13 protein-coding genes are annotated in these 12,393 nt (G+C 73.0%); 2 read left to right on the forward strand and 11 right to left on the reverse strand.

All coding sequences use genetic code 11. From position 1 onward, the window contains the following. Positions 1-30: 30 nt before the first annotated feature. The 11 genes from AB0F71_RS09165 to AB0F71_RS09215 form a co-directional block, all read right to left on the reverse strand. Entirely contained in the window at positions 31-759 is a 729-nt protein-coding gene (locus AB0F71_RS09165; RefSeq protein ID WP_360230375.1) for a methionine ABC transporter permease, read from the reverse strand. Between the two features lie 5 nt (positions 760-764). Then, the gene (locus AB0F71_RS09170) at positions 765-1,805 is read right to left on the reverse strand and encodes an ATP-binding cassette domain-containing protein (RefSeq protein ID WP_360230177.1); all 1,041 of its coding nucleotides are present in this window, start codon (positions 1,803-1,805) and stop codon (positions 765-767) included. 580 nt (positions 1,806-2,385) lie between these two features. Continuing rightward, complete coding sequence (locus AB0F71_RS09175; RefSeq protein WP_360230179.1) at positions 2,386-2,904, reverse strand: GNAT family N-acetyltransferase; 519 nt, start codon at positions 2,902-2,904, stop codon at positions 2,386-2,388. 250 nt (positions 2,905-3,154) lie between these two features. Next, the gene (locus AB0F71_RS09180; protein ID WP_360230181.1) at positions 3,155-3,412 is read right to left on the reverse strand and encodes a hypothetical protein; all 258 of its coding nucleotides are present in this window, start codon (positions 3,410-3,412) and stop codon (positions 3,155-3,157) included. 106 nt (positions 3,413-3,518) lie between these two features. Next, on the reverse strand, positions 3,519-4,943 hold the full coding sequence (gene argH, locus AB0F71_RS09185) for an argininosuccinate lyase (protein ID WP_360230183.1): 1,425 nt from the start codon (positions 4,941-4,943) through the stop codon (positions 3,519-3,521). A gap of 116 nt (positions 4,944-5,059) precedes the next feature. Further along, positions 5,060-5,608, reverse strand: a complete 549-nt coding sequence (locus tag AB0F71_RS09190; RefSeq protein WP_360230185.1) for an arginine repressor — start codon at positions 5,606-5,608, stop codon at positions 5,060-5,062. A gap of 23 nt (positions 5,609-5,631) precedes the next feature. Next, positions 5,632-6,837 carry an acetylornithine transaminase gene (locus AB0F71_RS09195; protein WP_360230187.1) on the reverse strand — a complete coding sequence of 402 codons (1,206 nt, stop codon included), beginning with the start codon at positions 6,835-6,837 and terminating at the stop codon, positions 5,632-5,634. After that, a complete protein-coding gene (argB, locus tag AB0F71_RS09200) occupies positions 6,834-7,709 on the reverse strand; it encodes an acetylglutamate kinase (RefSeq protein ID WP_360230377.1) in 876 nt (291 codons plus the stop codon). Before argB ends, AB0F71_RS09195 begins: the two co-directional genes overlap by 4 nt. 134 nt (positions 7,710-7,843) lie before the next feature. Continuing rightward, positions 7,844-8,992 (reverse strand): bifunctional glutamate N-acetyltransferase/amino-acid acetyltransferase ArgJ, encoded by a 1,149-nt coding sequence (gene argJ / locus AB0F71_RS09205; RefSeq protein ID WP_360230379.1) that lies wholly within the window; start codon positions 8,990-8,992, stop codon positions 7,844-7,846. Between the two features lie 59 nt (positions 8,993-9,051). Further along, positions 9,052-10,080, reverse strand: coding sequence for an N-acetyl-gamma-glutamyl-phosphate reductase (argC, locus tag AB0F71_RS09210; protein WP_360230189.1), 1,029 nt, complete (start codon positions 10,078-10,080; stop codon positions 9,052-9,054). A gap of 156 nt (positions 10,081-10,236) precedes the next feature. After that, positions 10,237-11,448 carry a methyltransferase gene (locus AB0F71_RS09215; protein ID WP_360230191.1) on the reverse strand — a complete coding sequence of 404 codons (1,212 nt, stop codon included), beginning with the start codon at positions 11,446-11,448 and terminating at the stop codon, positions 10,237-10,239. 83 nt (positions 11,449-11,531) lie between these two features. Here AB0F71_RS09215 and AB0F71_RS09220 point away from each other — a divergent pair, with 83 nt between their 5' ends. Continuing rightward, positions 11,532-11,936, forward strand: a complete 405-nt coding sequence (locus AB0F71_RS09220) for a VOC family protein (RefSeq protein WP_360230193.1) — start codon at positions 11,532-11,534, stop codon at positions 11,934-11,936. Positions 11,937-12,002: 66 nt separating this feature from the next. Continuing rightward, the gene (locus AB0F71_RS09225; RefSeq protein WP_360230195.1) at positions 12,003-12,380 is read left to right on the forward strand and encodes a S4 domain-containing protein; all 378 of its coding nucleotides are present in this window, start codon (positions 12,003-12,005) and stop codon (positions 12,378-12,380) included. The last annotated feature ends 13 nt before the right edge of the window (positions 12,381-12,393 follow it).

Consider the following 12,393-nt stretch of genomic DNA (forward strand, 5'->3'; position numbering starts at 1 on the left):
AGCCGCGTCCGGAGGTCGGACGAGGGAGGTCTAGGAGGCGACGAGGTCCTCGTCGGGGGTGGTGGCCCGCGGGCGGAGCAGGCGGGTGCGTCCGCCGCCGCGGCCCCGGTCGCCGAGCCGGCGCACGGCGAGGTCGCCGGCCAGCTGGATCACCGTGACGATGATCGCGATCTCGGCCACGATGATCCACATGAAGGTGGTCTCGAAGCGCAGGTAGCCGTAGCGGTAGGCGAGGTCGCCGAGGCCGCCGCCGCCGACCGTGCCGGCCATCGCGGAGTAGCCGATCAGCGCGATCACCGTGGTGGTGACGGAGGCCACGATGCCGGGCAGCGCCTCGGGGACGAGCGTCTTGCGCACCAGCGTCCAGGTGCTGCCGCCCATCGCCTGCACCGCCTCGATCAGGCCGCGGTCGACCTCTCGGACGTTGGTCTCCACCAGCCGGGCGAAGAAGGGGATCGCACCGACCGTCAGCGGCACGGTCGCCGCCTGCCAGCCGAGGGAGTTGCCGGTCAGCCACCGGGTGAAGGAGATCAGCGCGATCATCAGGATGATGAACGGCAGCGAGCGGGCCAGGTTCACGACGGCGCCGAGCACCTTGTTCACCGGCTGGTTCTGCAGCGCCCCGCCCTTGGAGGTGAGCACCAGCAGCACCCCGAGCGGCAGGCCGAGCACGACCGTGCAGAGGGTCGCGACACCGACCATCTGGAAGGTCTCCTGGGTGGCGGGCCACATCAGGTCCTGCATCTGGTCCCAGCTCAGGCCGCTCATGCCACCGCTCCGTTCGCCGTGCCGTTGCCGTCCGAATCGAGCAGGGCCACCTGCAGGCCCTGCTCGCGCAGGTAGCCGATCGGCACCACGTTGTCCTGGTGGCCGCCGGGCAGCTCGACCCGCATCCGGCCGACCATCCGGCCCGCGATCGTCTCCACGGCGGCGCCGAGGATGTTGATGTCGATCTGGTAGGTGCGGGCCAGCTGGGAGACGAACGGCTGCGCCGGGGCGTCGCCCTGGAAGGTGATCTCCAGCACGGTCGTACCGGGGTGGCCGGTGCCGAACTCGCTGAGCGGGAACAGCTCGCGGGCCAGCTCGGAGCCGGACTGCGCCAGCAGGTCGGTCAGCTCGCCGGACTCCACCACCCGGCCGCCGCGCATCAGCGCGGCGGAGTCGCAGACGGACTTGATGACGTCCATCTCGTGGGTGATCAGCAGGACCGTCAGGCCCAGCTGCTGGTTGAGGTCGCGCAGCAGCTTGAGGATCGAGCGGGTGGTCTCCGGGTCGAGGGCCGAGGTGGCCTCGTCGGAGAGCAGCACCTTGGGGTCGCCGGCCAGGGCGCGGGCGATGCCCACCCGCTGCTTCTGGCCGCCGGAGAGCTGGTTGGGGTAGCTGCGGGCCTTGTCGCCGAGGCCGACCAGGTCGAGCAGTTCGGCGGCCTTGCGGCGGCGCTGGGTGCGGTCCAGGCCGATGATCTCCAGCGGGAGCTCGACGTTCTGCTGAACCGTGCGGGAGGAGAGCAGGTTGAAGTGCTGGAAGACCATGCCGATCCGGCGGCGCGCCTCGCGCAGGTCCTTGCCGGCCCGGTTCTCCCCGCCGGACAGCGCCGTCAGGTCGACCCCGTCCACGGTGACCGTGCCGGAGGTCGGGCGCTCCAGCATGTTCACGCAGCGGATGAGGGTGGACTTGCCGGCACCGCTGGTGCCGACGACTCCGTAGACCTCGCCCGGGCGGACGTGCAGGTCGACACCGGCGAGGGCGGTCACCTCGCGGCCTCGGGAACGGTAGACCTTCGTCAGGTCCGTGGTGGTGATCACAGGTGCTTCCGTGGGTCGGGGGCGGGCGGCGGTGTCCACCGGCCGACCGGGTCGCGGTCGGCGGTGTCCTGCGACGCCCCGCCAGGGGGATCCGGACCGGCCACCCCTTGATCGTGGCCGCAGAACGACCGGGCCGCGCGACGGCGTGGCCCTAACGAGTCATCGACGGCCGCGGGTGGGCGGGCACGCCGGAGGGGAGGGTTCCGGAGAGGAGGGCGCGCTCGCACGGGCGGGAGCGACGCCGGATTCTCGCTTCGGGGCGCGAGGAGGAGGCACCCTCGGCGGGGTGCCCGGGGGCGGTGGCCCTCAGCAGTGACACATTCGACGGCACATGGCACGCTCACCTGCCGGCAGCGTGCCGGTGGGGGTCCAGTTCGTCGTCGCAGTCATGTGAGCCAGTAAAACAGATCAGTCGTACAGCGCCCAATTGTTCGACAGGACTGTCCGCATTGCGGACACGCACCGTGCGGAGCTGGGGAGATACGACCCGACGCCGCCACCGGGGCGTCCGGATGGTGGCGGCGTCGAGGGTGCTGGTGGCGGGCGGGGCTCGAGCGGGTGAGGCTCGAGCGGGCGGGGCTCAGGCGGTCGCGGCCAGCGAGGTCCCGGTCAGCGGGGTCGCGGCGGACTTCTCCAGGTGCACGAAGCTCAGCCGGCTGGTCACCTGCTCGACGGCGGTCTGCCGGTAGCCCTGGCGGGCATAGAGCCGCAGGTTGCCGAGGCTCCGGTGGCCGGTGAACAGCCGGTAGGCCGTCACCGGGCGGGCGTCCTCGGCCATCCGGCGCTCCAGCGCGTCCAGCAGCCGGCCGCCCAGGCCGTGCCGTTGCATCCGGGGGTGGACCACCAGACGCCCTATCCGGCCGATGCCCTCGGCGTCGACGTGGCCGCGGACGACGCCCACCACCTCGTCGCCCAGCCGGGCGACCAGGACGTGCTGCTCGGTCAGTTCGGCGCGCAGACTCTCCAGGCTCTGGGTCAGGGGCTCGATCGCCCAGTCGCCGTACAGCTCCGCCTCGGGCTGGTAGCCCAGGTACTGGAGCTTGAGGATCTGCTCCGCGTCCTCGGCCGCAGCGGCCGAGATGATCACGCTCATGCCCATGTGGAGGGGCCTCCCCAGTCGTCGTGCCCGGCGCGCAGAGGGTGGCGCGCTCACGCTCAGTATCCGAGCGTATGCGCCACCGTCAAGAGTGACGTTCGCCAGCGTGCTACCCGGGTGTCAGGTTCTCTCAACCTTCGGCGGGGCAGACGTGGCAAGGGTCACGCCGCGGGCGGGGGTGGAGCGGGCGGCCGGTGACGGGCGGTGAGCGGACGGGGCGGGCCTGCGGCGCCCGGGTGAGGCGGGCCTCCGGTCAGGGGTAGCGCTCGGCGTGCAGCAGCAGCCGCAGGCAGGCCAGGCAGCGGGAGCGGGTGGGACCGATCGAGCCGCGCGGCATGCCGAGGCGCTCGGAGAGCTCCCGGTAGGTGGGGGGCGGATCCTCGGCGAGGGCGGCGATCAGCTCCGGACAGCGGCCGGGCAGGGCGGCGACGGTCTCGCGGACCGCGCGGCGGCGCTGTTCGGCGAGGTAGACGTCCTCGGCGGAGGGGGCGGCCGGAAGGGGGGTGCACACACCGTGCATGACGGGCCCGGGCGGGGCCGGTTACGCCCGGACCGGGGCGCGTACGCGGGAGGGGCGCGCCGGTCGGCCGCCGCGCCCCTCGCCCACTGCTCCAGGGTCAGCCCTGGACCCACTCCTGCTGCCGCGCCAGGTCCGCCTTCACCTCGGCGAGCTGGACCGCGACGGCCGAGGGGGCGGTGCCGCCGCGCCCGTCGCGGGCGGCGATGGCGCCGTGCACGCTGAGCACCGTACGGACCTCGGGGGTCAGGTGCTCGGAGATCGAGGCGAACTGCTCGTCGGTCAGGTCGGACAGTTCGATGCCCTGGGCCTCGCAGACCTTGACGCAGGCTCCGGCCACCTCGTGCGCGACCCGGAACGGCACGCCCTGCTTGACCAGCCACTCGGCGATGTCGGTGGCGAGCGAGAAGCCGGCCGGGGCCAGCTCCTCCAGCCGCTCCCGGTGCACGGTGAGGGTGGCCATCATCCCGGTGAACGCGGGCAGCAGCACCTCCAGGGTGTCGCAGGAGTCGAAGACCGGCTCCTTGTCCTCCTGGAGGTCCCGGTTGTAGGCGAGCGGCAGCGCCTTGAGGGTGGCGAGCAGGCCGGTGAGGTTGCCGATCAGGCGGCCGGACTTGCCGCGGGCGAGCTCGGCGATGTCCGGGTTCTTCTTCTGCGGCATGATCGAGGAGCCGGTGGAGAAGGCGTCGTGCAGGGTGATGAAGCCGAACTCCTTGGTGTTCCAGATGATCACCTCCTCCGCGATCCGGGAGAGGTTGATCCCGATCATCGCGGTGACGAAGGCGAACTCGGCGACGAAGTCGCGCGAGGCGGTGCCGTCGATGGAGTTGCCGACCGAGCCGCCCTCGAAGCCGAGGTCGGCTGCGACGGCCTGCGGGTCGAGGCCGAGCGAGGAGCCGGCCAGCGCACCGGAGCCGTACGGGGAGACGGCGGTGCGGGCGTCCCACTGGCGCAGCCGCTCGGCGTCCCGGCCGAGGGCCTGCACGTGCGCGAGGACGTGGTGGGCGAAGAGCACCGGCTGGGCGTGCTGGAGGTGGGTGCGGCCGGGCATCGCGGTGTCCGGGTGCGCCTCGGCCAGGCCGACCAGGGCGCCCTGGAGGTCGAGCAGCAGGCCGCCGATGATCCTGGCGTGGTCGCGCAGGTACATCCGGAACAGGGTGGCGATCTGGTCGTTGCGCGAGCGCCCGGCCCGCAGCTTGCCGCCGAGGTCGGCGCCGAGGCGCTCCAGCAGGCCCCGCTCCAGGGCGGTGTGCACGTCCTCGTCGGCGACGGTGCCGACGAAGGTCCCGGCCTCGACGTCGGCGAGCAGCCGGTCGAGCCCGGCCAGCATGCCGGCCAGCTCCTCGTCGGAGAGCAGGCCCGCCTGGTGCAGCACCCGGGCGTGGGCCTTGGAGCCGGCGATGTCGTAGGGGGCGAGCCGCCAGTCGAAGTGGACCGAGGCGGAGAGCCTGGCCAGCGCCTCGGACGGGCCGTCGGCGAAGCGCGCGCCCCAGAGGCGGACGTCGGAGGACTGCTGGGCGGTCATCGCGGTGGCTCCTTCACACATGTGCGGTGGGTGGCATAAGTATGCATCACTCCGTATGAAACACAAAACCCCGGTCGAAGGGGGATCCTTCGACCGGGGTTCCGGGTGCCGCGGCCCTACTGCGCCTTGGCCTGGGCGAGTTGCATGAGGTGGTCGGCCAGTGCCTGGCCGCCCGCCGGGTCCCGGCTGATCAGCAGCACGGTGTCGTCGCCCGCGATGGTGCCGATGATCTCGAAGACCTCGGCCTGGTCGATCGCCGAGGCGAGGAACTGCGCGGCACCCGGCGGGGTGCGCAGCACGACCAGGTTGCCGGAGGCCGTCGCGGAGACCATCAGCTCGCCGGCCAGCCGGGCCATCCGGCCCTCGCTGGCCGACTCCCCCATCGGTGCGCGCGGGGTGCGGTCGCCGCCCTCGGCGGGGACGGCGTAGATCAGCGCGCCGTCCCGGTTGCGGATCTTGACCGCGCCCAGCTCGTCCAGGTCCCGGGAGAGGGTGGCCTGGGTGACCACGAGTCCGTCGTCGGCGAGCAGCTTGGCGAGCTGGCTCTGCGAACGCACGGGCTGGCGGGTGAGCAGGTCCACGATCCGCCGGTGGCGCGCGGTGCGGGTCTGCGGGACCTGCGACGTCGGGCCGGCGGCGGCGGAACCGGAGCGGGAATCGGTCATGTGATTATTCTCCCGGACGATGGTCAACTCGCATCGGCCGGGGCGCTCTCGCGCACCGTCCGGAGGATCTCCGGCAGGGCCGCGAGGAAGGCGTCCGCGTCCTGCTCGCTCAGCACCAGCGGCGGAGCCAGCCGTACGGCGTCCGGGACGGCCGCGTTGACCAGGAAGCCCGCCTGCTGGGCGACCGCCTGGACCTGGGCCGAGAGCGGCCTGGTCAGCACGATGCCGAGCAGCAGTCCGGCCCCGCGCACGTGCGAGACCAGCGGGTCGCCGAGCGCCTCGACGCCGTGCCGCAGCCGGTCGCCGATCTTGCGGACGTGCTCCAGCAGGCCCTCGGACTCGATGGTGTCCAGCACCGCGAGCCCGGCCGCGGCGGCCACCGGGTTGCCGCCGAAGGTGGTGCCGTGCTGGCCCGGGGTGAGCAGGTCGGCGGCCGGGCCGAAGGCCAGCACCGCGCCCATCGGCAGGCCGCCGCCGAGCGCCTTGGCCAGGGTGACCACGTCCGGCTCGACGCCCTCGAAGGCCTGGTGGGCGTACCAGTGGCCGGTCCGGCCGATGCCGGTCTGGATCTCGTCCAGGACCAGCAGGGTGCCGGTGGCCCGGGTGATCTCGCGGGCCGCCCTCAGGTAGCCCTCGGGCAGCGGGATCGCGCCGTTCTCGCCCTGGATCGGCTCCAGGAAGACGGCGGCGGTCCCGGTGGTGACGGCCGCGCGCAGCGCCTCGACGTCGCCGAACGGGACGTGGGTGACGTCACCGGGCAGCGGGCGGAACGGTGCCTGCTTGGCGGGCTGGCCGGTGAGCGCGAGGGCGCCCATGGTCCGGCCGTGGAAGCCGCCCTGGAGGGCGACCAGGTGGGTGCGGCCGGTCCGCCGGCTGATCTTGAAGGCGGCCTCGTTGGCCTCGGCGCCGGAGTTGCAGAAGAACACCCGGCCGCCCTGCCGGCCGTCCAGCGCCAGCAGCCGCTCGGCGAGGGCGATGGTCGGCTCGGCCATGAACAGGTTGGAGACGTGGCCGAGGGTGGCGATCTGCCGGCTGACCGCCTCGACCACGGCCGGGTGGGCGGTGCCGAGGGCGTTGACGGCGATGCCGCCGAGCAGGTCGGTGTACTCCTTGCCGTCGGCGTCCCAGAGCTTGACGCCCTCGCCGCGCACCAGCGGGATCCGGGGGGTGCCGTAGTTGTCGGTGAAGGCGTGCTGCCACCGGTCGGCGAGCTGCTCGTTGTGCGTCATGCCAGTCCCCCGGTCACGGTCGGCTCGTCGTCCGGCACGACCATCGTGCCGATGCCCTCGTCGGTGAAGATCTCCAGCAGCAGGCTGTGCTGCACCCGGCCGTCCAGGACGCGGGCGGTACCGACGCCGGAGCGGACAGCGCGCAGGCAGCCCTCCATCTTGGGGAGCATGCCGCTGGCCAGGCCCGGCAGCAGCTCCTCCAGTTCGCTCGCGTTGAGCTGGCTGATCACGTCGTCGGAGTTCGGCCAGTCCTTGTACAGGCCCTCGACGTCGGTCAGCACCACCAGCATCTCGGCGCCGAGCGCGACCGCCAGGGCGGAGGCGGCGGTGTCGGCGTTGATGTTGTAGACGTGGCCGTCGGCGCCGCGGGCGATCGAGGAGATGACCGGGATCCGGCCGTCGGCGATCAGCGCCTTCACCGCGCCGGCCTCGATGTTGACGATGTCGCCGACCAGGCCGATGTCGACCTGCTCGCCGTCCACCACGGCGTAGCGCTTGACCGCCGTCATGGTGTGGGCGTCCTCGCCGGTCATGCCGACGGCGAACGGGCCGTGCTCGTTGAGCAGGCCGACCAGCTCGCGCTGCACCTGGCCGGCCAGCACCATCCGGACCACGTCCATGGTCTCGGGGGTGGTGACGCGCAGGCCGTTGGTGAAGCTGGACTCCAGGCCCAGCTTGTCCAGTTGGGCGCTGATCTGCGGGCCGCCGCCGTGCACCACGACCGGGTGCAGTCCGGCGTAGCGGAGGAAGACGACGTCCTGGGCGAAGGCCGCCTTGAGGCTCTCGTCGACCATGGCGTTGCCGCCGAACTTGATCACGATGGTCTTGCCGTGGAAGCGCTCCAGCCAGGGCAGCGCCTCGATCAGCGTCATGGCCTTGGGCAACGCGGTGTTGTTGCGGGCCTGTTCGCCCTTGGGTGCGATCTGCACGGGTTTCCCTCGTCGATGGGGGTCCCCCGGCCGCAGGCTGGGGGAGGATGTCGCGGATCAGCTGCGGGTGCCGCGGCTCAGCTGGAGTAGGCGCTGTTCTCGTGGACGTAGTCGGCGGTGAGGTCGTTGGTCCACAGCGAGGCGCTCGCCGTACCGGCGTTGAGGTTCGCGGTGATGACCACGTCGCGGCCCTTCATGTCCACCAGCTCGCGGTCCTCGCCGACGCCGCCGTCCTGGCAGACCCAGACGCCGTTGATGGCCACGTCCAGCCGGTCCGGCTCGAAGGTGGCGGAGGTGGTGCCGATCGCGGACAGCACCCGGCCCCAGTTGGGGTCCTCACCGTGGATGGCGCACTTGAGCAGGTTGTTGCGGCTGATCGTCCGGGCGACCTCGACGGCCTCGTCCTCGGTGGCCGCGCCGGTGACGTCGATCCGGATGTCCTTGCTGGCGCCCTCGGCGTCGCCGATCAGCTGGCGGGCCAGGTCGGCGCTGACGGTGCGGACGGCCTCGGCGAACTCGGCCGCGTCCGGGGCGGTGCCGGAGGCGCCGGAGGCCAGCAGCAGCACGGTGTCGTTGGTCGACATGCAGCCGTCGGAGTCGATCCGGTCGAAGGTGGTGCGGGTGGCGCCGCGCAGGGCGGCGTCCAGGGCGGCGCTGTCCAGGTCGGCGTCGGTGGTGAGCACGACCAGCATGGTGGCCAGGCTCGGGGCGAGCATGCCCGCGCCCTTGGCCATGCCGCCGACCGTCCAGCCCGCCGGGCTGGTGAACTGCGCGGTCTTGTGCACGGTGTCGGTGGTCTTGATGGCGATCGCGGCGGACTCGCCGCCGGTCTCGCTGAGCTCCTGGGCGGCCAGGGTGACGCCGGGCAGCAGCACGTCCATCGGCAGCCGGACGCCGATCAGGCCGGTGGAGGCGACGGCGACCTCGCCGGCGCTGAGGTCCAGCTCGGCGGCGACCTTCTCGGCGGTGGCGTGGGTGTCCTGGAAGCCGGCCGGGCCGGTGCAGGCGTTGGCGCCACCGGAGTTGAGGACGACGGCGGAGACCCGGCCGCCCTTGAGGACCTGCTGGGACCAGAGCACGGGCGCAGCCTTGACCCGGTTGGCGGTGAAGACGCCGGCCGCGGCGAACGAGGGGCCGTCGTTGACCACCAGGGCGAGGTCCGGGGTGCCGGAGGCCTTGATGCCCGCGGTCACGCCGGCGGCCCGGAAGCCCTTGGCGGCGGTCACGCCGGAGTTGGGGGCGGTCACGCCGGAGTTGGCGGTGGTCACGCCGGGGTCAGGGGTGGTCACGGTGCGACTCCGTTCAGCGGAAGGCCCAGCTCCTCGGGCAGGCCGAGGGCGATGTTCATGCTCTGCACCGCGCCGCCGGCGGTGCCCTTGACCAGGTTGTCGATCGCGCTGATCGCGATGATCCGCCCGGCGGTGGCGTCCAGGGCGACCTGGACCAGGGCGGTGTTGGCGCCGTAGACGCTGCTGGTCTGCGGCCACTGCCCCTCGGGCAGCAGGTGGACGAAGGGCTCGTCGGCGAAGGCCTCGGCGTACGCGGCGCGCAGCTCCTCGGCGCTCACGCCCGGCTTGGCCTTGGCGGAGCAGGTGGCGAGGATGCCGCGCGGCATCGGGACGAGGGTGGGGGTGAAGGAGACGGTCAGCGGCTCGCCGGCCAGCGGGGTGAGGTTCTGCACCATCTCCGGGGTGTGCCGGTGCACGCCGCCGACCCCGTACGGGCTGACGCTGCCCATCACCTCGCTGCCCAGCAGGTGGGTCTTGGCGGCCTTGCCCGCGCCGGAGGTGCCGGAGGCGGCGACCACCACGGCCTCCGGCTCGGCGAGGCGGGCCGCGTAGGCGGGGAACAGCGCCAGGGAGACGGCCGTCGGGTAGCAGCCGGGCACGGCGATCCGGTTGCTGCCCTTCAACGCGTCGCGGTGGCCGGGGAGTTCGGGCAGGCCGTAGGGCCAGGTGCCGGCGTGGGCGGAGCCGTAGAACTGCTCCCAGTCGGCGGCGGCCTTGAGCCGGAAGTCGGCGCCGCAGTCGACCACCAGGACGTTCTGGCCGAGGGCTTCGGCGACGGCGGCGGACTGGCCGTGCGGCAGCGCCAGGAACACCACGTCGTGGTCGGCCAGCACCTCGGGGGTGGTGGGTTCGAGCACGCGGTCGGCCAGCGGGATCAGGTGCGGCTGCAGCGCGCCCAGCCTGGTGCCCGCGTTCGAGCCGCCGGTCAGCGCCCCGATCTCCACCTCCGGGTGGCCGAGCAGCAGGCGCAGCACCTCACCGCCCGCGTATCCGCTCGCGCCGGCGACGGCGACTCGCAAAGCCATGGCGTTCCTCCTTGGTCGTGGCATGAATATACGCGGGAGGGAAAATCCATGCAAGGCTGAGCCCACGGGCCCTGGGCTGGGCACGCGGGCCCGGGGCTGGGCACGCCGGTGCGACCGGTCCGGGCGCCGTCGGGCCGCGCCGCCGAGGGCCGCCGGTCAGCGCTTCACGGCCCGCAGCACCACGAACTTCGGGTTCCCGGCCACGACTTCGCAGTTGCCGAACAGTTTGCGCAGCTTGACGTGGTAGCCGAGGTGGCGGTTGCCGACCACCCACAGCTCGCCGCCCGGCCGCAGCGCCCGCCGGGCGCCGGTGAACATCCGCCAGGCGGTGGCGTCAGTGGTGGCCTGGTGGGAGTGGAACGGCGGGTTGTTGAGCACCAGGTCCACCGAGCCGGGGGCGAACACCGCCGGGTCGAGCGCGTCGGCGGTGCGGAACTCGGCCGGGGCGTCCGGGCCCAGGTTGGTGTGGAAGGTCTCCTCGGCGGAGGCCACCGCCTGGTGGGACTCGTCCACGAACACCAGCTCCGCGCCCGGCCCGGCCAGCGCGGCCGCGGTGCCGACCACGCCGTTGCCGCAGCCGAGGTCCACCACCCGGTCGCCGGGGGCGGGGGTGGGCAGGTGGGCCAGGAGGAACCGGGTGCCGATGTCGAGCCGTTCGGCACAGAAGGTGCCCGCGTGGTTGACCACGGTGCGCCCGGCGGCGGGGCCGATGTCCGAGGGCAGCGCGTAGCGGTGCGGCCAGGGGCTGGGGCCGGGGTCGAGTGCCGGGTCGGGGGTGCAGAAGATCAGCCGGGCCTTGCGGACGGCCAGCGAGGTGCGGGTCGGGCCGAGCACCTTCTCGAACAGCTGCAGGGTGGAGGTGTGGATCTCGGTGACCATCCCGGTGCCGATCACCACCGTGCCGGGGTGGAGGGCCGGGGCGAGCCGGTGCAGCTGGTCCTCCAGCAGCGCCAGGCTCTTGGGAACCCGCACCAGCAGGACGTCGATGCGCTCCGGCGGGGTGTCCCGGGTGGTGCGCAGCCGGTCCTCGTCGACGGCGGCGCCGGCCCGGGCGAGGTTCTCCCGGGTGGCCTGCCGGCCGAGGTGGGAGTCGCTGATCTGGACCGGCTCGTACGGCGCCAGCGCGGTGGTCAGCGCGCCCCAGCGGTCGCCGAGGACGGCGATCCGGCGGCCGGCCAGCTCGGTGGCGGCGCCGCCGGCGCTGTCGGCCTCGCCGGCGAGGTGGCGCAGCAGGTACTCGTCGGCGGCGTCCCAGGCCCGCAGCCGCTCGCGGGGGTCCACGGGGAAGCGGGTCAGGTCGAGGGTGCCCCAGGGGGTCGTGAAGGCGGTGGCCGAGGGTGACGAAGCGGGCGTGGTCTGCGGATTCATCGTGTTCTCAGGCTATCCGAAGGTCCGCCGGGGAACGGTTTCGGGCAGATACTGGAAGTGCCCGACCGAGAGGGGTGAGGGCGATGGACTGGAAGCTCGAAGTCGTGGTGGTCCCGGTGTCGGACGTGGACCGCGCGAAGCTCTTCTACGAGGAGCAGGCCGGCTTCACCGTGGACCACGACACCCGGCTGCGCGACGGGGTCCGGGTGGTCCAGCTGACTCCCCCGGGCTCACGCTGCTCGATCGTGGTCGGCGACGGGGTGATCGAGTCGGCGCCCGGCTCGGTGAAGGGCCTCCAACTGGTGGTGCCGGACATCGAGAAGGCCCACGCGGAGCTCACCGCGCGGGGCGTGGTGGTCAGCCCCGTCCAGCACTTCGTGGCGGGAGCCCGGGTGGACGGGCACGGCGAGGCCTGGAACAACTTCGTGTTCTTCAACGACCCGGACGGCAACGGCTGGGCCGTCCAGGAAGTCCCGCTCGCTGCCTGAGCCGTGTCCCGTGGATCAGGCCGCGGGCCGGGCGGGGTCGGCCCGCGGCCTGGGTAGGCTCGCAGGATGGCTGAGGAACAGGGAAGCGTGCGGGTGGACGTCTGGATCTGGTCGGTCCGGCTGGCCAAGACGCGTGCGCTGGCGGCGGCGGCCTGCAAGGCCGGGCACGTCCGGGTGAACGGCGAGCGGGTCAAGCCCGCGCAGAGCCTCCGGCCCGGGGACGAGGTCCGGGTCCGCGAGGACGGGTACGAGCGGGTCGTCGTGGTGACGAAGCTGATCCGCAAGCGGGTCGGCGCCCCGGTCGCGGCGGAGTGCCTGGTCGACAACAGTCCGCCGCGGCCGCCGCGCGAGTTCGTGGCCCCGGTCTTCGAACGGGACCGCGGCGCGGGGCGCCCGACCAAGCGGGAGCGCCGCGACCTGGACCAGCTGCGCGGGGGGCGGTAGCGGGCCGCGCGAG

It is taken from the genome of Kitasatospora sp. NPDC028055 (assembly GCF_040637885.1).
In the GTDB taxonomy this organism is placed as follows: domain Bacteria; phylum Actinomycetota; class Actinomycetes; order Streptomycetales; family Streptomycetaceae; genus Kitasatospora.